Below are 25,159 nucleotides of genomic sequence, written 5' to 3'. Positions count from 1 at the left end.
GCTCTCGTCTCTCTTCTCTCGCGGGCTATCGAGCCACATTCACGGAGGGGTCTTCTTGCGATGGGAACTCGCCTGCACAGGTTCGGCCGGAGAATCCGGTGCGCCGCCGGGGGGGGGGGAATCTCCACCCGAGGTTTTTCTTTCTCGATGCCGGAACGGTTGGCCGGTGCTCGTCGACAACTTTATGGCCCACCTCGTGTGTGTCGACGGTCTCGTCGGGTCAGGATCCGGGGTGAAGGGCGGGGGGAGGAAGGCATGACCGTTCGCCTAGGTTCGCGTCGATGCGGGCAATTCTGACCAATCGTCGACCGGCGGAGCCGGAGCCATGAGCACCACGGGGGGATGGGTCGTCCAGTACATCGATACCTCGGGCTCGTGGGCGGGGCTGCGGAGGGCCGTTCGATGTCCTTGAACCTCAGAATCCGCTGGTCAGATGGTGAGCGTGTTCCAGAGACGAGGGAGGCTCGTCGGGTGCGCCCAGGAGCGGGAGACCAGGCCGTTCGCCGTGTATCACCCAAGCCGTTGATGCTCGTCGTGCGCGCGGCTGCTGAGGTCGATCCGCCGGTGACGGACGGGCCACCGGAACAGCTCGATCTCCGGATCCTCATCGATCAGACGGTGCAAGGGCTCCGCGAGGGTGGCCTCGACTCCCAGCTCCTCGCGGCATAGGGCCGTCCCGGAGCGGACTCACCGAGCTCGACGTTCCCGCCCGGAACGTTCCCCGCCCGCTCGGGACGGAGACTCGCTCCGGCAGCCTCAGCCCCAGCAGCACCCGGCTCGGGCCGACGATCACGGCGCCGGCCGGCACTGCCCTCGTCGATTCCGACCGTCCTGCGCGGGTTAACCGGCTGAGAATCACGTACGTAGCGGCATCGGTGATCGTCCGCAGCAGCTCCCCCCTCGTGAACGACGCATCCGCACCGGGCCTGCGCAGCTCCGCTCCCGACGCAGAGGGCGACGCCGATGCCCGAGGACGGGCAATAGTCGTATGGAATGGATTCCCGATGAATCCAGGAAGTGGGCAAGGCCATCGGCTCCGCATGATGCCTGCTGGGCCCTCGCTCCCCCGACCGCTCCCCTCTGCCCTCCGCCGCGCCTCGACGTCGGGGCGGCGCAGGCATCGCAGCCACGCCACGGCGTGCGCAGACAGCGGCACGGATCCCGTGCCGCGAGGGCTGGCCGTCCCCCCAAGGGATTCCGTGCCGGATCACTGAGGACGACCGAGCCTGCCGACCGTCTCGCCAACACCGGACGATACGCACGGCGCCATCGGCGTCCGGCGCGCCGGGACCGCGCCCGCCCGGTGGCGAGATCCGTTCCGCTATCGTCACCGTGAACCCCGCGTCCCGGCTGATCCTCCCCACGGGAAGTCCAGTCGCGATCCGCAGCCATGCCGCGCTAGCGTGCCTCCATGAGCGCTTTGGACATCCGATCTCTCGACGGAACGGCCGAGCATGCGCACGGTGTCGTCTGGATGAACGTGCCGTACGGCGAAACCTCGGGACGTCCCGCGCACCTGCAGGTGATCTGACCGCCGATACCCGACTGGTTCAGCACGACCCGCTATCCCACGGTCGTCTTCGTCCAGGGCTCGGGCTGGCGACGACAAGAGCTCGGACAACGGCTCGTCCCGCTCTCGCAATTCGCTCGCCGCGGGTATGTCATCGCGATCGTCGAGCATCGGCCGAGTGCTGTCGCACCCTTCCCTGCCCAGCTCGACGATGCGCGAGCGGCCGTTCACGTCCTGCGCGAGAAGGCAGAACACTATCGCGTCGATCCTTCCCGCATCGCGCTCTGGGGCGATTCCTCCGGTGGGCATCTGGTCGCTCTCGCCGCTGTGACCGATGGGGCCGATGATTCCCCAGGGGCATATGCCGACACGCCGCTCGACGTCCGGGCCGTGGTCGACGTCTACGGGCCGAGCGATCTCGCACGCATGCCCGAGGACGATGCATGCACCGAGCTCCTCGGCGGCGTCGATCCGGTGCAGCATCCGGAACACGCCGCCCCTGCTGCGCCCGTCACCTACATCCGGTCCGCTGCCGAGCGGTCGCTTCCGCCGTTCCTCCTCCTGCACGGCAGCGATGACGTCGTGGTGCCCTTCGAGCAGAGCGTGACCCTCGGTGACGCGCTGGCCGAGGCAGGGCATGACGTGGAGCTGTACCGTCTCGAGGGAGCGGGGCACGGAGCCGGCGCGTTCTTCCGAGATCCCGTGCTGGACCTCATCGACCGGTTCCTGACCACACATCTCGACGCCTGAGCGATTACGGCCGACCGCCGCGTACCCTCCGCGTCCGTCGCTGTCCGGGCTGCTCGATGCGATCGAGTCCGGGTATCCGGCGGTCAGGTGGCGAGCGCGTCCCGGAGAAGGGGGAGATAGATCGGGTGCGCCAGCGGGAGGGAGCCGAGGTCGTTCGCGGTGAGCCATCGAAGCCGTTGATGCTCGTGAGGGGCGCGGTTGCTGAGTTCTCCCCGCCAGCGGCGGATGAGCCACAGCGACAGCTCGATCTGCAGATCGTCATCGACCAGACGGCGCCAGGGCTCCGCGAGGGTGGCCTCGATGCCCAGCTCCTCGCGCAGCTCGCGGCGCAGGGCCTGCCGGGGCGATTCGCGTGGCTCGACGTGTCCGCCCGGCAGGTCCCACACGCTCGGGAACGAGGCGCGGTCCGGCTGCCTCAGCCCCAGCAGCACCCGACCGTGGTCCATGACCATGGCGCCGGCCAGCGCCACCCGCGTCGCTTCCGGCCGACCGGTGAGGGCGAACCGTTCGAGAACCGTGTGCGTGGAGGCATCGGTGATCGTCCACAGCAGCTCCCGCACCGTGAACGACAGATCCATACCGCGGCCGCGCAGCTGGGTCCAGCATGCCGACGGCGACGGCGATGTCCGCGGATGGGCGACGGTGGCGTGGAAGGGGTATCCGCTGAATCGCTGAGGAGGAAGAAGCAGTCGATCCCGCAGCGTCTCCAGGCCGCCGGCCAGATCCTCGACCATCACGAAGACCCCACCGCACCCCTCGTCCTCGCATCCGAAGGCACCGAGCCGGATGTCGAATGCGGCGGTCCCATCGGCGGCGTGCGCGGCCCGCTCCAGCAGCAGCTCCGCATCGACGGTCTCCTCCGGGTACACGACCGTGACATGCGCGGGAGCGACGCCACGCATCACGGGGTCCCACACCGCACGGAGCTCATCGATCGCACGCGCAGCATCACCACCCAGATGCACCGTCAGATGCCGGCGAGGCCCCTGCTCCCCCATCGCTCGCCCTCCCCCTCACGGCGCCTCGAGGTCGAGGCGCACCAGAAGACGTGGCAGCCCTCCACTCCGCGCGTTCGTGACCAGCACCCTGCGGAAGCCGGCCGCATCGAACATCGAGGCGATGCCGACGTACCCGGCGCCCACGCCGACGCGTCGGTCCTGGGGATCGATCGGATACGCCTCGACACCCGGGGCGCCCTGACGGCGGGCCTTCTCGATCACGCCGCCCAGGAGAGCGGTCGCGATCCCGCTGCGGCGGAACCCGGGCCTGATCCGGAAGCAGCCGATCGCCCAGACCGGCCGATCATCGACAGCGGGGATCGTGCGCGACCGCTGCAACCGTGGGGTCTCGGTTCGCACGCTGACCCCGACCCAGCCGACCGGCTCGTCCTGAAGGTAGGCCAGGTATCCCGGCGCCGGCGGAGCTCCGGCCATCTGCGCGAGGAGGAGATCGCGCCGAGACCTCCCGCCCGAGAGAGCTCGGGCCTCGAAGCCCCTCCACGGCTGGCACAGGCAACCGGCGCCGTTTCCCTTCGGCAGAAGTCCGACGACGTCGTCGAACCGATCCGTCGTGGCATGCTCGATCGTCAGCACAGGCACCTCCTCGTCGCCGGGCACTGCCATCCTCGTACGCCAGCCGGGCCGCGGGTTCTCGTCCCGGTGACCGACGTGCGCGTCCGACCGCACTCGACCTCGATGTGACGGCAAACATACCCTTCTCAGGTCGGCTCCGACCCGGCCGAGGGCGTCGTGTCCTCCCCCGCCCCTGCCGGCGGAAGGACTTCTGTTTCGGGAACGATGGTGGCGCACCTGGGGCGACGCGGCATCGCGAACGCGCGAAGATCAGCTCGAACCAGCCAGCACGTCAGCGGTTCACCCAAACAAAAAACCCACCTCGCGACAAAGCAAGGCAGGGCGAAAAATCTTCATATTACGTGGAGCTAAGGGGATTCGAACCCCTGACCTCTTCCATGCCATGGAAGCGCGCTACCAACTGCGCCATAGCCCCGTGCGGGTGGCCGGCTCTGCGACTGCTCGTGCCGACCTCGCAATACTACGGCCTCACCTGGGGTGCTCGCGTCACCGCACGCCGCGATGTGACAGCAGCCTCATGCACGGCCCTCGGCTCGTGCTGCGCCCCGCGTGCACCGTGCCTTGTCGCCGTCGCGCCGGTCGCCTAGCCTGGGCGCGTCCGGAACCGTGCGAGGAGGCGCGTGATGGAAGCTGCGAGCGGATCCGCTCCTCCCCCGCCGCGCGTCGCATGGCGCGGGATCCTCGGGGCGGCTGCCGGGGTGCTGGTCGCTCTCGCGACCGGGACGCAGGCGGAGCTCGCCCCGCTCATCATGGTCTGCTCGACGATCTATCTGGGTGCCGCGGCGACGGGGCGGCGCTGGGCGGCCTGGGCCGGCTTCGCCGCCTCCGGGCTCGTGCTCACGCCCGGGTTCGTCCTCGATGCCCCGTGGATCCCGCTGGTCGCCCTGCTGGTCGTGCAGGCAGCGCTCGTGATCGTCGGGTTGAGGCGCGGGGCCTTCGCGGAGCCCGCGGCTCGGGCGCAGCTGTACGGCGCCGCGGGGTTCGGCGTCCTCGCCGTCGCGGCGACTGTCGGCGCCGGGGCCTGGGCGGGAGTCCTGACCGTCCTCGGGCTGCTGGGTCATGGGGCGTGGGATCTGTGGCACCATCGCGCCGATGCCGTCGTCCCGCGCAGCTATGCGCTGTTCTGCGCCGCCCTCGACGTGGTGCTCGCGCTCCTCGTCGCCTGGGCGCTCGTGTCGGGGCGCTGAGGATCCGGCGGCGGTCTCAGTTGATGATCTCCGCGCTGTCGTCCTCACGGATCGCCGCGAGGCGCTCCTTCCACTGCTGCAGCGCCTGCGGCGTGAGCCGGGTCCAGTCCTCGACCTCGCGCAGCACCCGCAGCGGGGCCGTGCTGCGATAGGACCGGGTCGGGTTGCCGGGGAACTTTCGGTCCGTGACGTTCGGATCGTCCTCGAAGGGGCCGGTGGGCTCGACCTCGTACACGTGGGGCGTCCCGCCGGCGAGCGCGGCGACCTCCGCGGCGAGGCCGGCGCCGTCGCGCAGCGCGGTGAAGTAGATGTGGTTCATGACGACCTCGGGCCGGTAGTTCGAGCGGTGCCCCGCCGCCAGCAGCTCCCCTGCCTGCAGCTGCGCTCGTGTCCCGTGGTAGAAGGGTCCGGAATCCGGTGCGGCGTCCATGGCCCGGGATCCTACCGGCGGCGCGAGGGGCGCTCGCGGCCTCGTCAGCGGGCCGCCGGGGCGGTACGGTGAGCTCCTCGGCCGCGGCGCCGGCGCTCCGGGCGCCCGGGACCGGCCCGATCGGCTCGACGAGGAGAAGCCATGAGCGCCACCTACACCTGGGATGTCTTCTGCAGCCTCGACGGCTTCGGCTCCTTCGGGCCCGAGGGCGACTGGGGCGGCTACTGGGGGAAGCAGGGACCGGAGTTCCTCGATCATCGTGCCGCGCAGTACGCCGAGCCGTTCCGGCTGGTCCTGGGTGCCAGCACTCTGCGGATGTTCCAGCGCTTCCTGGGCAACCTCGGCCCCGAGGACGAGGCGGAGGATCCCGTCAACGTGCGAATGAAGCACGCCCCGACCACGGTGCTCTCCTCGACCCTGCCCGCAGTCCTCGACTGGCCCGATGCCACGGTGATTTCCGGGGACGCCGCCGCGGCGGTCGCGCGGCTCAAGCAGGAATCGGCGGTTCCGCTGCGCTCCCACGGGAGCCTCTCCCTCAATCGCGCCCTCCTGGCGGCCGGGCTGGTGGACGTGGTCCAGGTGACCGTGTTCCCCGTCCTGACCGGCCGTACGGGGACGCAGCGGATCTTCGAGGGGGCCGATGACTTCGATCTCGAGCTGCTGGGGCAGCGCACGTTCGACGGTCGCATCCTCGAGCTGAGCTATCGGCCGCATCTGCACGGCTGAGCGCCGCTCTCGCGGCGGCGCGCTCGCTATCCGAGGATCAGCGGGAGTCGCGGGGCGAGCTCGCCGAGCTGCTCCACCTGCGCCGGGCTCGGCATGCGCCGTCCGGTGCCGATGAGCAAGGCGTCAGCATCCGGGATCCGCTCGGGCAGAGGCGCGCCCAGGATCCTCTCGAGCAGCCTCCGGGCGGCGGAGAGCGACGCGGCGGGCGGAGGCTCCAGCGCGGGGCGGTGCGCCCCGAGATCGAGATGATGCAGGGTCCACTCCAGGACATAGGCCTGGAGGTAGTCGCCCGCGCGCAGCACCCGGTCCTTGGTGCCGACGAGGAGCTCCGGATCGACCTGGGCGGCGGCACGTCCCGCCGCGGCGCCCAGGTCCTCGAGGTGGAACTGGAGCAGCCGGTGATCGCCGTATGCGGCGGCCAGTCGCGGGATCAGGGCGTCGAGGGGGTCCTCGCCGTCCGGCGGCCCGGCCAGCACGTCCCAGTAGGTGGCGGCGTCCGCCGTCGCGGCGCCCTGCGCAGGGGTCGCCAGGGTGATCAGCACGTCCTGCGCGTCGATGACCAGGTGGCAGACGAGGTCCCGCACCAGCCAGCCCCGGCACCCCGAGGGCAGCTCCATGTCCTGCGCCGTGAGGCTCGAGACCGCGGTGCGCAGCGCCGTCCAGGAGAGCGAGAAGAGGTCCATCGGCCGGCCTAGAGGGACGGGGCGGCGGGCTCGGAGCGGAGCACCCGGGCCCGGGACTGGTCGGGGTCGTCCGCCGGCACGGTCAGATCCTCGGCGACGGCATGCGCCCAGAGCGCATCCAGCGAGAGCCCGAGCACCTGCGCGAGAGCGGCGATGGTCGAGAAGGCCGGGGTCGCGATGCGGCCGGTCTCGATCTTGCGAAGCGTCTCCGGCGAGACCCGGGCCTCGAGTGCGACGTCGAGGATCGAGCGGTCGCCGCGGGCCCGGCGCAGACGTGCGCCGAGGCGCGCGCCCCGTGCGATGTCCTCAGGCGTGAGCGGGAGTCTGACCATGGCTCGACTCTAGTACCGGTACTTCTTGGCCGGTATTGTTATCCGCATGATCGAGATTCTCAGCCCTGCCCGCATCGAACGCGCCCGTGATGCCGGCCGCCTCGTCGGGACCATCCTCCGCACCCTCGCGCGGCGCACCCAGGTCGGGACGAACCTGCTCGAGATCGACGCGTGGGCGAGGCGGATGATCGAGGATGCGGGGGCGCAGTCCTGCTACGTCGACTACGCGCCGGCGTTCGGACGCGGCCCGTTCGGACACTGGATCTGCACCGCGGTCAACGATGCCGTGCTGCACGGGAAGCCTCACGATCTCCGCCTCAGCAGCGGCGACCTCCTCACCCTCGACCTCGCCGTGTCGCTGCGGGGTGTCGCTGCCGATGCCGCGATCAGCCTCATCGTCGGCGAAGCCCGCGACGCCCAGGATGAGCGGATGATCGCGACGACCGAGCAGGCGCTGGCGGCCGGTATCGCCACCGCCGGTCCAGGAGCGCGGGTCGGGGATCTCTCGCATGCGATCGGCACAGTCCTCGCCGGGGCGGGATACCCCATCAACCTCGAGTTCGGCGGTCACGGGATAGGGTCGTCGATGCACCAGGACCCGCACATCGCGAACACCGGTCGTCCCGGCCGCGGCTACCGGCTCCGCCCGGGAATGATGCTCGCCCTCGAGCCATGGGTGATGGCCGATACCGACCAGCTCGTCACGGACCCGGACGGCTGGACCCTGCGCAGCGCGACCGGTGCCCGTGCAGCCCACAGCGAGCAGACGATCCTGATCACCGAGGACGGCGCCGAGATCCTGACCCTGCCGAACCCCTGACCGCCGAGAGCGCGGCGATGACGAGGCTCGAGACGAGGAGCACCCCATAGGCGCCTGCCTGTCCGCCCAGGCCTGCGGCGAGCGCGGCGACCGCGACACAGACGGCTCCGCCGATCGTGGTGAGCATGGTCGTGAACCCCGATGCGGCACCGGCCTCGACGGGATCGACCTGGGCGAACGCCCGGCGGTTGAGGATGACGAAGCTCGCGGGGAGGCCGGCCCCGATGAGCACGCCTCCGGGGATCAGCCAGCCCCAGGGGGCATCGACCAGGCTCACCGCCCAGAGCAGTCCGGCGCCGGCGACCAGGCTCAGAGCCGCCGCACGGAGGACGACCGCCTCGGTGAGCCGGGAGATGAGCGGATCCGCGAGGAACGCGATGACCAGGGCGGCGAGCGCCATCGGCAGCACCGCGAGCGAGGCCGTCGCCGCGGACAGCGCATGGTGATCCTGGAGATGCCGGGAGGAGGCGAACATGGTGGCGATCATCAGCCCGTTGCCGAGGAACAGACCGCTCGCCGCGATCCGGTAGCTCGGCAGACGGAACAGGCGCACCGGCAGGATCGGCGATGCCGCCCGGCTCTGCATCAGCACGACGCCGACCACGAGCACAGCACCCACCACAGCGAGGGCGATGCCCCCTGACCCGGCTCGCCCGGTGATGCTGAGCCCGGCGAGGATCGCCGCGGTTCCCGCCGAGGCGACGAGCGCGGGCCATACCCGCAGCGTCCCGGTCGCAGCCACGGAGGAGGGGATCACCCGCAGAGCGAGCGGCACGAGGCCCGCAGCCGCGACCACATTGATCCAGAACACGCCCGGCCAGCCCGAGAAGAGGATGAGCGGACCGGCGATCAGGCTGCCCACGACGGCGCCGATCACCCCGAGGGCGCTCCACACCGTGAGCGCGACCGCCCGCTCACGAGGCTCCGTGTAGCGGGTGAGCACGATCCCGAGGGCGCTCGCCGCGAGCACTCCCGCGGAGGCGCCCTGCAGCACGCGTGCCGCGACCAGGGCCTCGATGGTCGGGGCGATCGCGCACAGCGCGCTGGTGATCGCGAAGGCGCCCAGGCCGGCGAGGAAGACACGCCGACGCCCGGTGCGGTCGGCCCAGACCCCGCCGGGCAGCAGCAGCGCTCCGAACGCCAGCAGGTAGCCGCTGAGCACCCATGCGAGCCAGCCGCCGTCTCCCAGGGCGGCGCCGAGGGGAGGGATGGCGACGGTGATGATCGTGGACTCCAGGAGCACGAGGAACTGGGCGGACCCGGCCACCAACAGGGTCGACCACGGCGCGAGTCCCGATGACTTTATTTTCATGAAGCCAGACCGTACGGGCTGACTGCAGATCCATCAAGTCAGGTAGGGTGGGGTCATGCCTCTCCACGTCGACCCCGACCTGCTCATCGCACCCGGGCCCGGATGCCCGGTCGACTGCACGATCGAGGCTCTGGGCTCTCGGGCCTCGATCCTGCTGCTGCGGCAGGCCTTCTACGGCGATCGCCGCTTCGACGCCTTCGTGGAGCACACCGGCATCTCGGAGGCCACGGTCGCGAAGCGCCTCCAGGAGCTGGTCGACGTGGGCGCCCTCCGAAAGGTGCCGTACCAGGAGCCCGGCTCCCGCAGGAGGGACGAGTACGAGCTGACAGCGCAGGGCGAGGAGCTGCTCCCGGTGGTCCTCGGCCTGTTCCTGTGGGGACAGCGGCACCTCGCCGGCGTCGGCACCGGGCTGCAGCTGACCGGGCCCGGCGGAGAGCCTCTCCAGATCGTCCTCCAGACCGCAGGCGGACAACCGGTCGAACCCCGCGATATCCACATCGAGCTGAACGACGGGGACGCCGCCCGCTAGCCCGGGGCCGTCGCCCGCCGGCCTCACCCCGCGATGGGCCGCGGGCTGGCGGTGAGGACGACCTCCAGGGCGTCGACGGAGGCACGGAGCCGGCCGATGTGCTCGAGCAGCTCGTCACGCTCGGCCAGGAGCTCGTCGTACAGATCGCCGCAGGACAGGGCGATGCCGTCCTCGTGCTGGGCGAGGCAGGGCAGGATGTGCCCGATCATGCGGGTGCCGAGCCCGGCGGCCAGCAGCGCCTGGATGCGCCGCACCCGGAGCCCGTCGGCCTCCTCGTAGACGCGGTAGCCGCTGGGCAGCCGCTCCGGCTGCAGCAGACCCTGCTCCTCGTAGTAGCGCAGCGACCGGATGCTCACCCCGGTGCGCCTCGACAGCTCCCCGATCCTCATGCTGACGCCTCCCGCCTTGACCCTCACGTGGATGTCAGAGTCTAGCGTCGGGCGCATGCCTGCTGCTGTCTCCCCCTCCTCGCCCTCCCGTCCGGCCGGTGTGCCGCATCTGCTCTCCTCCGGCTTCGTGCTCGGCGCGTTCACGCTGGGCACCTCGGAGAACGTGGTCGCCGGCATCCTGCCCCGCCTGGCGGAAGGGCTGACGGCTCCCGTCTCCGATGTCGGCCTGCTGGTGACGGCATATGCGGGCGCCGCGGTGATCGCCGGTCCGGCGCTCGCCCTGCTGACCGCGGCGGTGCCGCTGCGCCGCCTCACGATCGCGGCTCTCCTCGTCTACGCGGCGGGGACCGTGCTGGCCATGCTCGCCCCGAGCTTCGCGGTGCTGATGGCGGCCAGGATCCTCACGGGAGCGGTGCACACCTCCGTGCTGGTGGCGTTCCTGCTGACCGCGCTGGGCCTGGCCCGCGAGGGCGAGCAGGGCCGGACGGTCGGCCGCATCACGCTCGGGCTCGGCGTCGCCACCGTCATCGGCGTTCCCGTCGGCAACGCCCTCGCCGAGCTCCTCGGGTGGAGATGGGCGTTCGCGCTCATCGCCGTGCTCATCGGCCTCGCGCTCGTGATCGTGCTGGCGGTGTTCCCCGAGGATCCCGGTCCTCGCGGCGAGAGCGGCTGGCGATCCCTGCGCGTGCTCGCCCGGGGCACGGTGCTCGGAGGCGTCGCCATGACCGCGATGGCGGGCCTCGGGGCGATGGCGCCGTGGCGCCCCTGCTGCTCGTCCACGGTGCCGCCTGTCTCACCGGGAACGTCCTCGGCGGACGGCTCGCCGATCGCGGTCTCCCCCGGGCCCTGACGATCTCGCTCCTGGGAACCGGGATCGCGCTCTGCGCCGCCGCCCTCCTCGCCGGCAGCCCGGTCGGCGCCCTCGCGGGACTCGCCCTGGTCGGAGTCACGTACTTCGCCACGTTCCCTCCGCTGAACACCTGGATCGCGGTGAGCGCCGCCGGCCTCGCCCCTGACCTCGCGCTCGCGGTGGGCAGCTCCGCGTTCAACATCGGCATCGCCGCCGCCGGATGGCTCGGCGGCAGCGCCCTCGCCGCCGGGCTCGCCCCCGCCCGCCTTCCCGTCCTCGGCATCGGGGCGCTCGCCCTCGCGGTCGCGGTCTCGATCCTCCTGCGCGCACGCACCCGCACCGTTCTGAGCGGTGAGGACGGCACGGATCCCTCGGCGCTCTGACCTCAGTGCTGCATCGAAGACTGCAGACGCCGCCGACGCCGCCGCACCATGGAAGCGGCAGCCGCGGGCTCACATGAGGGCGGGGGTGTCAGCTCGTCGGAAGCGCAGGGATGCGGCGGTGACCACGAGCAGCGTCCAGCAGAGCAGCGTGAAGAGCGCCGTGCCGGTGGGCAGGACCGTCATCAGCGGGGCATCCGATCCGGTCAGCGCCGCCAGCGGGTTGGTGCCGCTGAGATCGGGGACGAGCCCGAACGGCAGGTACTGGACCGGGTTCGGGGCCCCGAGGATCAGCATCGCGAAGGGGCGGATCAGGCTCTCGACGACGATGGCGGCGCCGAGGGTCAGGATCGCGGTGATGGGGCTGCGCACCAGGATCCCGACCGCGAAGCCGACGCCCGCGTAGAGGATCAGCGCGAGCGCGCCGAGGGCCCAGGAGGCGGCGACCCGGGCCGGGTCGAGCAGGAGCGCCTCGCCCTGGATCCCCAGGCCGATGCCGAGCATCAGCGCCCGCGCGAGGGCCAGCCCGGCCGATGCGATGAGCACCGTGAGCGCGAGCGCGGCCAGCTTCGCGCCGAGCAGACGGATCCGGCGGGGTTCGGCGAGTGCCGTGGTGGTGAGCGATCCGCGCCGGTACTCGGTGGTGATCGTGAGGGCGCCCAGCAGCAGGGCGGTGATCGCCGGGACGCTCATGCCGCCTCCGCTGTTGCCGAGGAGGTCGACGACGGTCTGCTGGGTGCCCGGTGACGCCAGGCTGAGCGCCGTGAGCTGGTCGTCGCCGAACTGGTCGGCATCGGTGGCGTTCGGGATCACCTGGTTCAGAGCCACGAGCGCGTCGACGGTGCTGAGCATACTCGCGGAGACCGTGCTGAACGCCGCCCGGCCCTCCCCGGCATGCCGGTGACGGTCTCGCTCGGATCCGGGGCGTTCGGTGTGCGGCTGCAGGTCGTGAACCGGACGGCGCCGCGCCGCTCGCGCCCTGCCTCGAGCACGGGCTACGGGCTCATCGGCGCGGCCGAGCGGGCTGGGCTTTTCGGCGGCAGCTTCGATGCGGGCCGGGACGCGGACGGCGACTGGGTCGCTCGCCTGTCCCTGCCACCGGGCGCGGCGCTCGCCGCCGAGGCCCCGCGCATGCAGGAGGCACGATGATCCGCGTCCTCATCGCCGATGACCAGCCCATCGTCCGCCGCTCGCTCGCCGCCCTGATCGAGCAGCACGGCGACATCCGCGTCGTCGCCGAGGCCGCCGATGGCCGCGACGCCGTCGCCCAGGCGCGCCGGTCCCGGCCGGACGTGGTGCTCATGGATGTACGGATGCCCGGCGGGGACGGCCTCACCGCCACGGCCGAGCTGGCCGGGCCCGCGGCCGCGCACCCCGTCCCCGTCGTGGTGATCACCACCTTCGACCTGGACGAGTACGTCTTCGGCGCCCTCGAGAACGGCGCGGCCGGATTCCTGCTCAAGGACACGGCGCCCGATGAGCTCATCACGGCGATCCGCGCGGCGGCCGCCGGTGACGGCCTCGTCTCCCCGGCCGTGACCCGGCGGGTGATCGGCGAGTTCGCCCGCCGCAGGCCCGTCCCCTCCCCCAGCGGGCCGATGCCGAGCCTGACCGGCCGCGAACGCGACGTGCTCGCGGGCATCGCCGCGGGCCGGAACAACTCCGAGATCGCCGCCGACCTGTTCGTCGAGATCGGCACCGTGAAGACCCATGTCTCCCATGTCATCGCCAAGCTCGGCGTCCGCGACCGCACAACCCCCTTCACCCCGGGCCCGCTCGCGCGTCGGCGCGATCATCGCTCTCGTCGTCGGCGGCCTGCTCACCGTCAGCGGCCCCACGCTCGGCATCCTCATCGGCAGCTTCGCCCTCATCCCGTCGGCACTCGGCTACGCCGATGACACGGTCCGGCTCGCGCCCGCCGCGGCCGTCGAGCTCGACGCGGGCGAGTCCGTCCTCCTGCTCGCCCCGGTCCACGAGCTCGATTCGGCCGATGCCCGGGCCTGCACGGCGGAGACGGCCGGCGCCCCCGCAGCGGCGGTGTCCTCCGAGCCGGCGAGCACCCTGAACACGCATGCGCGCGGCACCCGATACGAATCCTTCGGGCGCGTCACCGCGCCCGAGACCGGCACGTACACGCTCTCCTGCGACACGGGCACCGACGTCATCGCCGCCCCACCCTTCGAAGTCGGGTCCTTCCTCGGTCCCCTCTGGTGGTGGACGGCAGGAGGGCTGGTGGTCTCGCTGGGCGGCATCGTCCTGGCGATCATCGGCATCGTTCGCCTCGCCACCCGGCCCACCGAGGTGACCGCGCCGTCCGGCAGCCGGGCCCCGTGACGACCAGACCCTCGCGTCCCCGTCCGTGGAACGGTGGTCGCGTCCTCCCCTGACTGCACACCCCAGGGCCCGCCTGCGATACCGTGGCTCCTCGGGACGGGCGACCGCGATCGGCGCGCGCTGCGGTGACGGCGGCGCCGGAGGACAGCCGGGCCCGCGCACGCCAGGAGCGCACAGCCGTCCCGCGCCAGGCCGCTCCCTCCGAAAGGTCAGACATGACAGACCCGATTCCGCATGTCGTCCGTCGCGGTGAGGGACTCCCGCTCCTGTTCGTCCACGGCAACGGCGTCGACCACCGCCTGCTCCTCGCTCTCGACCCTGTCTTCCAGGAGTCGGCGTGGGAACGGATCTACATCGACCTCGCGGGCTTCGGCGGCACGCCCGCGCTCGACGGCCGGGGAGGTCTGCCGGAGCTGGCCGATTGGCTCGACCGCGCTCTCGACCGGCTCCTCGGGGACGCATCCTTCGCGGTCGTCGGGAACTCGATGGGCGGGCTGCTGGCCAGAGATCTCGTCTCGCGCCGCCCGGAGCAGTGCCGGGGGATGGCCCTGCTCGCGCCCGTCGTGGATCCGGCGCGCGAGCGCCGGACGCTTCCCGCGCCGGAGGTCGTCCTCTCGGACCCGGAGCTGCTGGCATCGCTAGACGCCCAGGATGCCGACGACTACCGCGCCCTGTCCGTCGTGCAGACGCGCGACACCTGGGAGCGGTTCCGGGCGGCGGCTCTGCCCGGCATCCGCGCGGCCGATGAGGACGCGATGCGTCGGATCGGCGAGTTCTACGAGCTGCCGTCGTTCACGGACTCCTGGGGCGAGTTCGACCGTCCTGTGCTGATCGTGGCGGGCAGACAGGATGCCGTCGTCGGGTATGAGGACCAGTGGGCGCTGTCCCAAGAGTTCCTCCGATCGACCTACGCCGTGCTCGATGGCGCCGGGCACAACGTCCATCTCGATCAGCCCGGCATCGTCGGGGAGATGCTTCGTGCCTGGTCCGAGACCGTGGCCCCGGTGCGGTCGGCGACGGCTGGATCCCACCTGCCGTTTGCTCCTGCGTAGCGTCCCAGGATCCGCCGAGGTCGAATCGGCCGCCCTCGGCGATCGGTGCGACGTTCGCTGTCATAGTGAGCCGGTCGCCGACGGCGGCGGCTCGACCGCCCACGAGGGCGAATGGCTCGTCGAGCGCGACGACATCACCCTCGACCCCTGAGACTCCGTCTCCGGCTTCACGCTCGTGCTCCCGCTCGAGAATCCGTCCGAGGACGGCACCTACTGCCTCAACTACACCGGATACTCCGACATCCTCTACGCCTGGGAGGTCGACGCCGGCGCGTGAATGCGCCGTGCCACCGGGGCACCGGCACGAGGGGGCTGCACCCAGTCGGACTCAGCAGCAAGGGCGGTCTAGGTCAGGCCGCGTTCGGCGCGGTAGCGCACGACGGCGATGCTCACGGCCTCCGCCAGTCCCAGGCGGTCGGCCTCAGCCGTGCAGACCGGCTCGTGGGCAGGTCAGGAGCCGTGGGGCGGTGCCTCCCCATCCCGGCCGTCGCCGGTCGGAAGCAGGCGCCGCCGTGCGAGGCGTTCGCGGGCGCTGCGGAGCATCCCTCGCAGACGCTGCTCGAGTTCGTGCTTGGGCGGCAGAGCCGTCCAGTACTCCGCGACGACGATCCCGTCCTTGTGCATCTCGAGCAGCTCGACCTGTTCACGGCTGGCCTCGGTGCACAGGATGAGTCCGATCGGCGCCTCCTCGCCGTCGTGTCGCTCGTAGCGGTCCAGCCACTTGAGGTAGAGCTTCATCTGGCCTTCGTGCCGGGCGTCGAACTCGCCGATCTTCAGCTCGACCGCGACCAGGCGGCGCAGCGTCCGGTGGTAGAGCAGCAGGTCGAGGTGGAAGTCCTTGTCGTCGATGACCATGCGCTTCTGACGCTCGACGAAGGTGAGGCCGCCTCCCACCTCCAACAGGAACGACTCCAGGTCCCGCAGGATGGCCGCCTCCAGGTCTGCTTCGGCGTAGCCGTCGTGCAGGCCGAGGAAGTCGAGGAGGTAGGGGTCGCTGAATGTGTCGGCCGGAACCGTCGACCCCGGCCCGATCTGCGAGTCGGCGATCTCCCGGCGCTCGTAGGCCTTGCGCTGGATCGCCCGTCGAAGCTCCCTCACCGTGAGCCGACCAGCGGCCACATGCTCTGCGTAGAACGTCCGCGCTGCCTCCGACTTCAGCGGCATGAGCGTCACGAAGTGGGTCCAGCTCAATTGTCGCGCCAGCGACGCGACAATCTCTGAGTCAGGAAACTGCTGGGCGAACTTGATCATGCGACGCAGGTTCTTCTCCTCGAATCCCCGCCCGAAGTGCTCGGTCAACTGTCGCGCCAGCGACGCGACAATCTGCTCTCCGTAGTCGGCCCGTCGGCTCCCCAGCACCTCGATGTCGATGATCGCGCCGACCCGCCAGTACGTCATCGTCAAGGTCGCGTTGGCGTACGAGGCGATCGACTCGCGGGCCTGCTCGATGAGGGCCGACACCCGTTCGACCAGCTCGACCTCCCCCGTGACCTGCGTTTCGAGGGGGTGGCGGCGCTCGGGATCGCTGCGCTGTGCGGGGTTGTGCTCGTCCATCTCCGGAGTGTCGCACCCCGCTCCGACATTCCGAGGCGCGGCAGGGGATCGTGCGCCTGCTGTGGAGACGACCAGCACCGTCACCGCACGTGTTCTGCAGCCGGGATCAGCTGTCCTAGCCTCGGGCCGCCGGGGCGTTCGCCAGGCACATGGGCGCGGCCTTCACCAGTACCGCCACCTCGCCACACGAGAGAACCCTGCCCCGCGATCACGCGGGACAGGGTTCTCATCGTCCTGTGGAGCTAAGGGGATTCGAACCCCTGACCTCTTCCATGCCATGGAAGCGCGCTACCAACTGCGCCATAGCCCCGTAGTGGGCGTCCCCGCTCTGCGGCGACTCGTCAAGGCTACAACGTCCCTGGCCTCAGGCGAAATCCGGGCCGATGTTGTGTGACAGCAACCTCACCGGACCGGTCCGCCCCGCCTCCACGGGCACGGCGATCGTGCTCCGGTGGCAGTTCTCGAGACCGCCGATGCCGCGGAAGCTCTCCGGGTCCAGCTCGAGCAGCCCGGTGATCCCCAGGGTGATCGCGGCGCCGTGCGCGACCACGAGCACGGTCGCTCCGGGATTCTGCACGGCGAGGTCGCGGCAGAACCCGCCGACGCGCTCGGCCACCGCGGTGCGGGATTCGACGCCCGCCCCGAGGACGGGACGGTGGGCGATCCATTCGGCGTGCAGCTCCGGCCAGCCCGCCCGGATCTCCTCGCGGGTCAGGCCCTCCCAGTCCCCGAAGCCGCGCTCGATCAGCGCCGGATCCGTGCGCACGTCCTCGCCCAGCCGGTCGGCCACCGCGTGCGCGGTCGCGAGCGCCCGGGTCAGCGGGGAGGCGATGATCAGGTCGGGGGCGAGCTCCTCGAGGGTGCGGCCCAGCACCTGCGCCTGCCGCTCCCCCGCCGGGTTCAGCGGGATGTCGATCTGCCCCTGCAGGCGCAGCGCCTTGTTGTAGTCGGTCTGCCCGTGCCGGGCGAGGATGATGCGGGTGGTCTCCACGGACCGTCCTTCCTCCGATGCGGCAACGGGCGCCCCCGCTGCTGCGGGAGCGCCCGTTCCGGGGGCGATGGTCACGAGGCGTCGTCGTCCGATGCCGGGGCGTCGATCTGCAGGTCCACGACCGGCGCGTCGCGCCACAGACGCTCCAGCGCGTAGAAGGCGCGATCCTCGGCGTGCTGGACGTGCACCACGATGTCGCCGTAGTCCAGCAGCACCCATCGCGCGTCGCGCTCGCCCTCGCGGCGGATCGGCTTGCGCCGGCGCTGCTTGAGCAGCTCCTCCTCGACCCCGTCCACGATCGCGGAGACCTGGCGCTCCGAGGTGCCGGAGGCGACCAGGAAGATGTCGGTGATCGCGAGCTGCTCGGAGACGTCGAGCCCGATCACCTCCTGGGCGAGCTTGTCGGCGGCCGCCTGTGCGGCGACGCGGGCCAGATCGATCGATTCCTCGTAAGCGCTCACGCGGAGATACCCCTCCAGGGTGCAGTGTCGAGGCCGAGACCGGCGAGGAGCGCCGGGGCGGCATGGTGCGGGGCGGCATCGGCGCTTCCGCCGAGGCCGGAGCCGATCACGCCGGTGACCAGGAGGATCACGAGGGCGACGATGGCAAGGGCGATGAGGATCCAGACCAGCCACAGGATCCGGTGCGAGGCGGTGCGCTCGGGGCGGTGCAGCACCTTGCCGTCGAAGCGCGGGGCCGGGCGCGGGTCCGGGGCCTCGGCCGCGCCGAGCTCCCCGAGCTCGACCCCGTCGCTGTCGCGGGCCGGGGTGCGCTGGAGCGTCGCCACCGGGGCGGCGCCTGTCGCCGCCCCAGCAGCAGGGGCGATCGGCTGACCGGTCGTGGAATGCACGGAGCCGGCGACCACCGGGGACTCCGTCGCCCGGGGGGCGAGGTCGTCGGGGATGACGGTGAGCACATCGGTCGCGGGCTCCGCGCTGCCGGGCGAGGAGGCGAGCTCCTGCGCCGACACGGGGGCCGCCATCGCATCGGTGATGACGGGGACGGAGACGGTGTCCTCGTCTCCGGCGCTCCAGGAGCCCGCGGAGGAGCCGCCGGACAGCTGGAGATCGTCATGGTCCTCGACCGCCGCGCTCTCGCCGGTCACCTCGACCTCGTCGGGGGCGTCGGCGAGCTCGACCACGCGGGCGCGCCGGCCGAACTTGCGCAGCTTCGGGACCGGGGCGTCGGCGGGCGGGGCCGCGACGGCCCCGCGCAGCGGCGGGATGGGGCCGGTCTGGTCGACGGCCTCCTGCGCGGCGCGCGCCTCGAGCTCGGCCGCCTCCTCGGGGGTCAGCCGGCGGGCACGCCGGCCGTGCGGGCGCGACGTGGGCGCATCACTGCTCTCGGTCAACGCCGTCACCTCCTGTGTAGAGGGCGTACTTGTTGATGTATTGGACCACGCCGTCGGGCACCAGGTACCACACCGGCGCGCCGCCGGCGACGCGCCGCCGGCAGTCGGTGGAGCTGATCGCCATGGCCGGGACCTCGATCAGCGTCACCTTCCCGGCCGGCAGGCCCTCGGTCTCGAGCTCGTGCCCGGGGCGCGTGACGCCCACGAAATGCGCGAGCTCGAAGATCTCCTGGTTGTCCTTCCACGTGAGGATCGACTGCAGGGCATCGGCCCCCGTGATGAAGAACAGGTCCGCGTCCGGATGCTGCGCGGAGAGCTCCCGCAGCGTGTCGATCGTGTAGGTCGCGCCGGGACGGTCCACGTCCGCGCGCGAGACCGTGAACACCGGGTTCGCGGCCGTCGCGACGACCGTCATGAGGTAGCGGTGCTCCGGGTCGGAGATCCGGCGGGCGGCCTTCTGCCAGGGCCGACCGGTCGGGACGAAGACGACCTCGTCCAGTCCGAACACGCTCTGGACCTCGCTCGCGGCGACCAGATGGCCGTGATGGATGGGATCGAAGGTCCCTCCCATCACCCCGATCCGGCGGCGCCGCGCTTCCATCGAGGTCAGTGCTTGGGGGACGTGTGCGCGGCGTCGCCGCTCCGCTGCGCCGGCGCCGCAGGGCCCTTCCCGCGCGCCGAGGGCTGGTTCAGGCCGCTGAACAGGAAGGTGATGCCGAGCAGGCACATGAGGATGATGAACATGCCGCCCCCGACGATGTACGGCGGCAGGGCCTCCGAGGCGTGCGAGCCGTTCTCGGCGAGGATCAGGAGCTGATCGATCATTGCATGGGGCCTTTCGATGGTGGTCTGCTCCATCATCCCACAGCCTCGTGGATGGACCAGGACGATAGCGTGCGCGTCGCCCGGGAGGCGGCGCAGGTCACGCGGGAGCGGCGGAGCGGACGCTCAGGGCCGCACGTGCCCCTGCCCCACCACGATCCACTTCGTGGTCGTCAGCTCCGGCAGGCCCATCGGGCCGCGGGCGTGGAGCTTCTGCGTCGAGATGCCGATCTCCGCGCCGAAGCCGAACTCGCCGCCGTCGCTGAAGCGCGTCGAGGCGTTGGCCATCACCACTGCGGAGTCCACCTCGGCCAGGAAGCGACGCTGGCTCTCGAGGTCGCGGGTCAGGATCGACTCGGTGTGCCCGGTGGAGTAGGTGCGGATGTGCGCGAGCGCCTCGTCGAGATCCTCGACGACCTTCACCGCGAGGTCCAGGGACAGGTACTCCGTCTCCCAGTCCGCCGGCGTCGCCGGGGACACCCGGGCGATCGTGCCGGAGGCCTCGAGGATCCCACGGCTCGCCTCATCGGCATGCAGGGCGACCCCGTCCGCAGCCAGGCGCGCGGCGATCACGGGCAGCGCGCGCTCGGCGATGCCCCGGTGCACCAGCAGGGTCTCCAGGGCGTTGCAGACGCCGATGCGCTGGGTCTTCGCGTTCTCGATGATCTCCACGGCCTGCTCGAGGTCCGCGCTCGCATCGACGAAGACGTGCGTGTTCCCGGTGCCCGTCTCGATCACCGGGACGGTGGAGCCCTCCACGACGCGGGCGATCAGCCCGGCGCCGCCGCGCGGGATGAGCACGTCGACCAGGCCCCGGGCCGTCATCAGCACCCCCACGCCCTCGCGCCCGTGCTGGTCGATCCCGACCACGAGGTCCGCGGGCAGGTCCTGGGCCTGCAGCACGTCACGCAGCACGGCGATCAGCGCCGTATTGGAGTGGAGAGCGGCCGAGCCGCCGCGCAGCACCACGGCGCTGCCGGACTTCAGGGCGAGACCGGCGGCGTCGACCGTGACGTTGGGGCGCGCCTCGTAGACCATGCCGACCACTCCGATCGGCACCCGCACCTGGCGCAGCTCGAGGCCGTTGCGCAGCAGGGAGCCGCGCTCGACCTCGCCCACGGGGTCGGGGAGGGCAGCAGTGTCCCGCAGCTGCTGGGCGATGGCCGCGACGCGCGCGGGGTCCAGCAGCAGGCGGTCCCGCAGCCCGGCCTCCATCCCGGCGTCATCGGCGGCCGCGAGGTCGAGGGCGTTGGCCGCGACGATCTCCTCGGCGCGGGCCACCAGGGCATCGGCCATCGCCAAGAGCACAGCGTCCTTCCGGTCCCGGGTCAGCCGGGCCAGGGCCGGCTGGGCGGCCTTCGCGGCGGCCGCCGCGGCCAGCACCGCCTCCTCCACCGGCGAGGAGGTGCCGTGGGTCTGCGGGGTTCCGGTCACCTTGATGCTCATCCCCCCAGCGTAGGAGCGGATGAGGGCGGGCGGCATCGGCATCTCGCGCACCGGTCGGACGATCGGCGCGGCGCGATGGTCGGCGCAGAGCCTCCGAGCCTCAGAGGACCACGAGGTCGTCGCGGTGGACGACGGGGCGCGCGTACCGCTCCCCCAGGGTGCGGCGCACCGAACCCGTGGTCAGCCCCATCATCGGGGTGATCTCCTCGCTCGAGAAGGCCACCAGCCCGCGCACGATCACCGTGCCGTCGGGACCGGCGACGTCCACGGGGACACCCGCCGGGAACGCCCCCTCCACCCCGGTGATCCCGACGGCGAGCAGGGATCGCCGCCGCGTGCGCAACGCGTCCACGGCCCCGGCGTCCACCCGGATCGTCCCGGCACCGCGGGTCGCGAAGCGCAGCCACACCAGACGGGAGCGGCGACGGCCGCTCTTGGCGGGGAAGAAGGTGCCCACCTCGGCGCCCTCGAGGACCGCACGGGCGTTCGCGGCGGAGGTCAGCAGCGTCGCGGTCCCGGTCGAGGCGGCATGCTGGGCCGCGGCGAGCTTCGTGACCATGCCGCCCGTCCCGACGGTGGAGCCGACCGAGCCCACGGAGACCCCCTCGAGCTGCGAGGCGTCCTCCACCAGCTCGATGCGCCGGGCCCCCGGTTCCTTCGGCGGCGCCGTGTACAGGGCGTCCACATCGGTCAGCAGCACCAGCAGGTCCGCGCCGATCAGCTGGGACACGAGCGAGGCGAGGCGGTCGTTGTCGCCGAAGCGGATCTCGTGCGTGGCGGTCGCGTCGTTCTCGTTGACCACGGGGATGACGCCCAGCTCGAGGAGAGCCTCGAGGTTCGAGCGCACGTTGCGGTACGTCTCGGAGCGGATCACGTCCGATTCGGTGAGCAGCACCTGCCCGGTGATCCGGTCGTGCCGCTCGAAGGCGCGGGACCAGGCGCGCGCGAGGATGGCCTGGCCGACGCTCGCGGCCGCCTGCTGCACGGCGATGTCGGAGGGCCTACCAGGCAGCCCCAGCACGCCGAGCGCCGCCGCGATCGCCCCGGAGCTGACGAGCACCACGTCGCAGCCGCGCTTGGTGAGCGTGATGACGTCATCGGCCAGGGATCGGACCCGCTCGTCGTCCAGGTGCCCGTCCGGGGTGGTGAGCGAGGAGGAGCCCACCTTGATCACGATGCGGCGGGCGCTCGTGATCTGGCTCCGCACGCTCAGGCGAGCAGGCAGACGAGTGGTGAAATCCGAACCGGTCATGCAGGGCGATCCTCTCCGCGGATGCAGGGCGAGGGAGGGAGCCGTCCCTCCGAGCGCGGACCCGCGATCGGCGGGCCCCGTCCATCGTGGGCCCTCAGACCTCCGAGGTCCGGTCGGTCTCATCCTCTGGATCGGCCGCCGGGCGGGCCGGCGCCGGACCGGGCTCCTCAGAGGCGGGATCGGCCCAGTGCCCGGAGCGGCGCTCCTCCTCCATCGCGGCGATCCGTCCCATGCGGGCGGCGGTGCGCGCCTTCTGCTCCTCGCGCTTCTCCTCGCGCGTGGGCCGGTGATGGTCCTCCATGCGGCGGTCGGTGCCGCGCCGTCCCAGCAGCAGCTCCGCGCCGCCGATCATCGTGGGTTCCCAGTCGAAGACGACCGCATCCTCCCCGGGACCGATGAGCACGGTGTCGCCGGCGACGGCGCCCGCCTTGTACAGCTCGTCCTCCACGCCCAGGCGTGCCAGGCGGTCGGCGAGATAGCCGACGGCCTCGTCGTTGGCGAAGTGCGTCTGGCGGACCCAGCGCTCGGGCTTGTCGCCGATCACGCGATACGCGGTCGCCCCGTCGTACTGCTCGGTGACGACCCGGAAGCCCTTGGCGTCCACCGAGGGAGGCGTGAGCACGATCGGAGCGCGGGCGGGCTCGGGCAGCGCCGCACGGGCCTGCTCCACGAGACGCCCCAGCACGAAGGACAGCTCCCGCAGGCCCTTGTGGGAGACGGCGCTGACCTCGAGGACGGGCAGCCCGCGCTCGCCCAGCGACTCCCGCACGAGGTCCGCCATGTCGGCGCCGTCGGGGAGATCGGTCTTGTTCAGGACGATCACGGTGGGACGCTCCAGCAGGGGCACACGGGCGCCCGCATCGGCGTCGAGCCCCTCGGCGTAGGCGGCGAGCTCCGCCTCGATCGTCCGCAGATCCCCCAGCGGGTCGCGCTCCGACTCGAGGGCCGCGGCATCCAGCACGTGCACGATCACGTGGCAGCGCTCGATGTGGCGCAGGAAGTCCAGGCCCAGCCCCTTGCCCTGGCTCGCGCCGGGGATGAGGCCGGGCACATCGGCGATCGTGTACCGGAACTGGCCGGCCTCGACGACGCCGAGGTTCGGCACGAGCGTGGTGAACGGGTAGTCGGCGATCTTGGGGCGGGCCGCGCTCATCGCCGCGATGAGGGAGCTCTTGCCGGCGCTCGGGTAGCCCACGAGAGCGACGTCGGCCACGGACTTCAGCTCGAGGACCAGGCGGCGCTCCTCCCCCGGCTCGCCGAGGAGCGCGAAGCCGGGGGCCTTGCGCTTGGTCGAGGCGAGCGCGGCGTTGCCCAGGCCGCCCTGTCCGCCGCGGGCGGCCACGAAGCGGGAGCCGATGCCGACGAGGTCCGCGAGCACCTGGCCGTCCTCGGTCTGGACGACGGTGCCGTCCGGGACCGGCAGGATCAGGTCCTCGCCGTGGGCGCCATGGCGCAGGTCGCCCTTGCCGAAGTCGCCCGAGGACGCCTTCTGATGGGGCTTGTGGTGGTAGGTCAGCAGCGTCGTCGTGGACCCGGAGACCTCGAGGATCACGTTGCCGCCGCGGCCGCCGTTGGCGCCGTCGGGGCCGGCGAGCGGCTTGAACTTCTCCCGCCGGATGGAAGCGGCGCCGTGGCCGCCGTCACCGCCCTTCACGTGCAGCACGACGCGGTCGACGAACGTGACCATGGGGCTCTCCTCCTGGAGGGGACGGGGCTTCGGTGCGGGGTGCGGGCGGGATCCGCCGCGAGAGATGCGGGCGGGATCCGCCGCGAGGGGTGCGGACGGATCAAGGGGCGGAGCCAACGGCTCCGCCCCTTGAGCGATCGTGCTGGTCGCCCCGATGGTACGGGGCTGCGCCGGATCAGGCGCTCGCGACCACGCTGACGACGCGGCGATCGCGCTTGCGGCCGAACTCGACCGTGCCCGCGGTGAGCGCGAACAGGGTGTCGTCGTTGCCGCGGCCCACGCCGTCGCCGGGGTGGATGCTCGTGCCGCGCTGGCGGAGGATGATCTCGCCCGCGCCGACCTGCTGGCCGCCGAAGCGCTTCACGCCGAGGCGCTGGGCGTTCGAGTCGCGGCCGTTCTTGGAGGAGCTTGCGCCCTTCTTATGTGCCATGTCTGAGCCTTCTTCCGTCTGGTTCTCGCCGGGTGGGGATCGCTCAGGCGATGCCCGTGATCGTGAGCCGGGTCAGTTCCTGACGGTGGCCCTGGCGCTTCTTGTAGCCGGTCTTGTTCTTGTACTTCAGGATGCGGATCTTGGGGCCGCGCAGGTCCTCGACGATCTCGCCGGTCACGGTGACCTTCTCGAGGTCGGCCTTCGCGGAGGTGACCTTGTCGCCGTCGACCAGCAGGACGGGCGCGAACTCCACGCTGTCGCCCGCCGCGCCGGCGACGCGGTTGATCACGATGGTGTCGCCGACCGACACCTTCTCCTGACGACCGCCTGCGCGGATGATTGCGTACGCCACGTCGATGCTCTCCAAATCGTTCCTTGCGAATATGTCCTTGCCCGTCTCAGCCTCGCGGACCAGCGACCGTCGACCGGAGCCGACCGGGGGTCCGGTGCGGCGGGAGGTGCGGTCGCGCGAAGCCGGGGCACCGGACACGACAGCGGCACAGAATTGCGCCAGGGGACAGCTTACGGTTCCCCCACCTCCAGGTCAACCATCAAACGGCCCGCGACCTGCGCGGATGCGTCCTCAGGCTGTGGAACGCATCACGCGGGGTCCGCCGCCTCGTCCGCGGCGGCAGATGCCTCCGGGGCAGGGTCGGCGACGGCGCGCGTGCGCCGACGGCTGCGCGATGCGCTGCGGGTGCGCGGGGCCGATGCCGGCTCCGGCGCGGCGGCGTCCTCGGCAGGGACGGC

General features: G+C 71.7%; 30 protein-coding genes and 2 tRNA genes. 11 read left to right on the top strand and 21 right to left on the bottom strand.

Features of this window, described 5'->3' with window-relative positions; genetic code table 11:
• The first annotated feature begins 1,537 nt into the window (after positions 1-1,537).
• Positions 1,538-2,260, top strand: coding sequence for an alpha/beta hydrolase fold domain-containing protein (locus ACFFF6_RS07540; protein WP_376979858.1), 723 nt, complete (start codon positions 1,538-1,540; stop codon positions 2,258-2,260).
• Positions 2,261-2,343: 83 nt separating this feature from the next.
• Here the strand turns inward: ACFFF6_RS07540 and ACFFF6_RS07535 are convergent, their stop codons facing one another.
• The 3 genes from ACFFF6_RS07535 to ACFFF6_RS07525 form a co-directional block, all read right to left on the bottom strand.
• The gene (locus ACFFF6_RS07535; RefSeq protein WP_376979662.1) at positions 2,344-3,258 is read right to left on the bottom strand and encodes an NUDIX domain-containing protein; all 915 of its coding nucleotides are present in this window, start codon (positions 3,256-3,258) and stop codon (positions 2,344-2,346) included.
• Between the two features lie 15 nt (positions 3,259-3,273).
• Entirely contained in the window at positions 3,274-3,693 is a 420-nt protein-coding gene (locus ACFFF6_RS07530; protein ID WP_376979660.1) for a GNAT family N-acetyltransferase, read from the bottom strand.
• Between the two features lie 501 nt (positions 3,694-4,194).
• A tRNA-Ala gene (locus ACFFF6_RS07525) sits at positions 4,195-4,267 on the bottom strand.
• 208 nt (positions 4,268-4,475) lie between these two features.
• On the opposite strand from ACFFF6_RS07525, the gene ACFFF6_RS07520 reads away from it, so the two are divergent.
• Complete coding sequence (locus ACFFF6_RS07520) at positions 4,476-5,039, top strand: hypothetical protein (RefSeq protein WP_376979658.1); 564 nt, start codon at positions 4,476-4,478, stop codon at positions 5,037-5,039.
• Between the two features lie 16 nt (positions 5,040-5,055).
• Here the strand turns inward: ACFFF6_RS07520 and arr are convergent, their stop codons facing one another.
• Positions 5,056-5,469, bottom strand: a complete 414-nt coding sequence (gene arr / locus ACFFF6_RS07515) for an NAD(+)--rifampin ADP-ribosyltransferase (RefSeq protein WP_376979656.1) — start codon at positions 5,467-5,469, stop codon at positions 5,056-5,058.
• 141 nt (positions 5,470-5,610) lie between these two features.
• On the opposite strand from arr, the gene ACFFF6_RS07510 reads away from it, so the two are divergent.
• Complete coding sequence (locus ACFFF6_RS07510) at positions 5,611-6,195, top strand: dihydrofolate reductase family protein (protein WP_376979654.1); 585 nt, start codon at positions 5,611-5,613, stop codon at positions 6,193-6,195.
• A 26-nt stretch (positions 6,196-6,221) separates the two neighbouring features.
• On the opposite strand, the gene ACFFF6_RS07505 is transcribed toward ACFFF6_RS07510, so the two are convergent.
• The gene (locus ACFFF6_RS07505) at positions 6,222-6,878 is read right to left on the bottom strand and encodes a maleylpyruvate isomerase N-terminal domain-containing protein (protein WP_376979652.1); all 657 of its coding nucleotides are present in this window, start codon (positions 6,876-6,878) and stop codon (positions 6,222-6,224) included.
• Between the two features lie 8 nt (positions 6,879-6,886).
• Positions 6,887-7,210 (bottom strand): helix-turn-helix transcriptional regulator, encoded by a 324-nt coding sequence (locus ACFFF6_RS07500; protein WP_376979650.1) that lies wholly within the window; start codon positions 7,208-7,210, stop codon positions 6,887-6,889.
• 46 nt (positions 7,211-7,256) lie between these two features.
• Between ACFFF6_RS07500 and map the strand changes: the two genes are divergently transcribed.
• The gene (gene map, locus ACFFF6_RS07495) at positions 7,257-8,030 is read left to right on the top strand and encodes a type I methionyl aminopeptidase (RefSeq protein WP_376979648.1); all 774 of its coding nucleotides are present in this window, start codon (positions 7,257-7,259) and stop codon (positions 8,028-8,030) included.
• On the opposite strand, the gene ACFFF6_RS07490 is transcribed toward map, so the two are convergent.
• Positions 7,987-9,342, bottom strand: coding sequence for an MFS transporter (locus ACFFF6_RS07490; protein WP_376979646.1), 1,356 nt, complete (start codon positions 9,340-9,342; stop codon positions 7,987-7,989). The genes map and ACFFF6_RS07490 overlap by 44 nt on opposite strands.
• Before the next feature lie 55 nt (positions 9,343-9,397).
• On the opposite strand from ACFFF6_RS07490, the gene ACFFF6_RS07485 reads away from it, so the two are divergent.
• The gene (locus ACFFF6_RS07485; protein WP_376979644.1) at positions 9,398-9,871 is read left to right on the top strand and encodes a winged helix-turn-helix transcriptional regulator; all 474 of its coding nucleotides are present in this window, start codon (positions 9,398-9,400) and stop codon (positions 9,869-9,871) included.
• 23 nt (positions 9,872-9,894) lie between these two features.
• Here ACFFF6_RS07485 and ACFFF6_RS07480 read toward each other — a convergent pair whose 3' ends face one another.
• Positions 9,895-10,260, bottom strand: a complete 366-nt coding sequence (locus ACFFF6_RS07480; RefSeq protein WP_376979642.1) for a MerR family transcriptional regulator — start codon at positions 10,258-10,260, stop codon at positions 9,895-9,897.
• A gap of 55 nt (positions 10,261-10,315) precedes the next feature.
• On the opposite strand from ACFFF6_RS07480, the gene ACFFF6_RS07475 reads away from it, so the two are divergent.
• Both ACFFF6_RS07475 and ACFFF6_RS07470 read left to right on the top strand, forming a co-directional pair.
• Positions 10,316-11,110: an MFS transporter gene (locus tag ACFFF6_RS07475; RefSeq protein WP_376979640.1), complete on the top strand. Its 795-nt coding sequence runs from the start codon at positions 10,316-10,318 to the stop codon at positions 11,108-11,110.
• Entirely contained in the window at positions 11,017-11,493 is a 477-nt protein-coding gene (locus ACFFF6_RS07470) for an MFS transporter (RefSeq protein ID WP_376979638.1), read from the top strand. The genes ACFFF6_RS07475 and ACFFF6_RS07470 overlap by 94 nt, the downstream gene beginning before the upstream one ends.
• 69 nt (positions 11,494-11,562) lie before the next feature.
• Here ACFFF6_RS07470 and ACFFF6_RS07465 read toward each other — a convergent pair whose 3' ends face one another.
• Positions 11,563-12,342: an ABC transporter permease subunit gene (locus tag ACFFF6_RS07465; RefSeq protein ID WP_376979636.1), complete on the bottom strand. Its 780-nt coding sequence runs from the start codon at positions 12,340-12,342 to the stop codon at positions 11,563-11,565.
• Between the two features lie 48 nt (positions 12,343-12,390).
• Here ACFFF6_RS07465 and ACFFF6_RS07460 point away from each other — a divergent pair, with 48 nt between their 5' ends.
• The 4 genes from ACFFF6_RS07460 to ACFFF6_RS07445 all read left to right on the top strand — a co-directional run bounded on the left by ACFFF6_RS07460 (position 12,391) and on the right by ACFFF6_RS07445 (position 14,876).
• Positions 12,391-12,639 (top strand): ATP-binding protein, encoded by a 249-nt coding sequence (locus ACFFF6_RS07460; RefSeq protein WP_376979634.1) that lies wholly within the window; start codon positions 12,391-12,393, stop codon positions 12,637-12,639.
• On the top strand, positions 12,636-13,388 hold the full coding sequence (locus ACFFF6_RS07455) for a response regulator (protein WP_376979632.1): 753 nt from the start codon (positions 12,636-12,638) through the stop codon (positions 13,386-13,388). The genes ACFFF6_RS07460 and ACFFF6_RS07455 overlap by 4 nt, the downstream gene beginning before the upstream one ends.
• 139 nt (positions 13,389-13,527) lie before the next feature.
• The gene (locus tag ACFFF6_RS07450) at positions 13,528-13,824 is read left to right on the top strand and encodes a hypothetical protein (protein ID WP_376979630.1); all 297 of its coding nucleotides are present in this window, start codon (positions 13,528-13,530) and stop codon (positions 13,822-13,824) included.
• A 215-nt stretch (positions 13,825-14,039) separates the two neighbouring features.
• Positions 14,040-14,876 (top strand): alpha/beta fold hydrolase, encoded by an 837-nt coding sequence (locus tag ACFFF6_RS07445; protein WP_376979628.1) that lies wholly within the window; start codon positions 14,040-14,042, stop codon positions 14,874-14,876.
• Positions 14,877-15,326: 450 nt separating this feature from the next.
• Here the strand turns inward: ACFFF6_RS07445 and ACFFF6_RS07440 are convergent, their stop codons facing one another.
• From ACFFF6_RS07440 to rplU, 12 genes are all read right to left on the bottom strand, one after another.
• A complete protein-coding gene (locus tag ACFFF6_RS07440) occupies positions 15,327-16,430 on the bottom strand; it encodes a PDDEXK nuclease domain-containing protein (protein WP_376979626.1) in 1,104 nt (367 codons plus the stop codon).
• Between the two features lie 237 nt (positions 16,431-16,667).
• A tRNA-Ala gene (locus ACFFF6_RS07435) sits at positions 16,668-16,740 on the bottom strand.
• A 54-nt stretch (positions 16,741-16,794) separates the two neighbouring features.
• Positions 16,795-17,421 carry a histidine phosphatase family protein gene (locus tag ACFFF6_RS07430; RefSeq protein WP_376979624.1) on the bottom strand — a complete coding sequence of 209 codons (627 nt, stop codon included), beginning with the start codon at positions 17,419-17,421 and terminating at the stop codon, positions 16,795-16,797.
• Between the two features lie 71 nt (positions 17,422-17,492).
• Positions 17,493-17,882, bottom strand: a complete 390-nt coding sequence (gene rsfS / locus ACFFF6_RS07425) for a ribosome silencing factor (protein ID WP_376979622.1) — start codon at positions 17,880-17,882, stop codon at positions 17,493-17,495.
• Positions 17,879-18,772 carry a hypothetical protein gene (locus ACFFF6_RS07420; protein WP_376979620.1) on the bottom strand — a complete coding sequence of 298 codons (894 nt, stop codon included), beginning with the start codon at positions 18,770-18,772 and terminating at the stop codon, positions 17,879-17,881. Before ACFFF6_RS07420 ends, rsfS begins: the two co-directional genes overlap by 4 nt.
• Positions 18,756-19,343: a nicotinate-nucleotide adenylyltransferase gene (nadD, locus tag ACFFF6_RS07415; protein ID WP_376979857.1), complete on the bottom strand. Its 588-nt coding sequence runs from the start codon at positions 19,341-19,343 to the stop codon at positions 18,756-18,758. The genes ACFFF6_RS07420 and nadD overlap by 17 nt, the downstream gene beginning before the upstream one ends.
• Before the next feature lie 35 nt (positions 19,344-19,378).
• Positions 19,379-19,597 (bottom strand): hypothetical protein, encoded by a 219-nt coding sequence (locus ACFFF6_RS07410; protein WP_376979618.1) that lies wholly within the window; start codon positions 19,595-19,597, stop codon positions 19,379-19,381.
• A 123-nt stretch (positions 19,598-19,720) separates the two neighbouring features.
• Positions 19,721-21,040, bottom strand: a complete 1,320-nt coding sequence (locus ACFFF6_RS07405) for a glutamate-5-semialdehyde dehydrogenase (RefSeq protein ID WP_376979616.1) — start codon at positions 21,038-21,040, stop codon at positions 19,721-19,723.
• 100 nt (positions 21,041-21,140) lie between these two features.
• Positions 21,141-22,292 (bottom strand): glutamate 5-kinase, encoded by a 1,152-nt coding sequence (gene proB / locus ACFFF6_RS07400; RefSeq protein ID WP_376979614.1) that lies wholly within the window; start codon positions 22,290-22,292, stop codon positions 21,141-21,143.
• Between the two features lie 94 nt (positions 22,293-22,386).
• Positions 22,387-23,979: a GTPase ObgE gene (obgE, locus tag ACFFF6_RS07395; RefSeq protein ID WP_376979612.1), complete on the bottom strand. Its 1,593-nt coding sequence runs from the start codon at positions 23,977-23,979 to the stop codon at positions 22,387-22,389.
• 175 nt (positions 23,980-24,154) lie between these two features.
• Positions 24,155-24,409, bottom strand: a complete 255-nt coding sequence (gene rpmA, locus ACFFF6_RS07390) for a 50S ribosomal protein L27 (RefSeq protein ID WP_376979610.1) — start codon at positions 24,407-24,409, stop codon at positions 24,155-24,157.
• A gap of 43 nt (positions 24,410-24,452) precedes the next feature.
• The gene (rplU, locus tag ACFFF6_RS07385; protein WP_376979856.1) at positions 24,453-24,761 is read right to left on the bottom strand and encodes a 50S ribosomal protein L21; all 309 of its coding nucleotides are present in this window, start codon (positions 24,759-24,761) and stop codon (positions 24,453-24,455) included.
• Between the last annotated feature and the right edge of the window lie 398 nt (positions 24,762-25,159).

Origin of the sequence: Brachybacterium hainanense (genome assembly GCF_042434575.1) — a bacterium.
Lineage (GTDB): Bacteria > Actinomycetota > Actinomycetes > Actinomycetales > Dermabacteraceae > Brachybacterium > Brachybacterium hainanense.
Note: the sequence above shows the minus strand (reverse complement) of the source record. Positions and strands in the feature narration are given on the sequence as shown.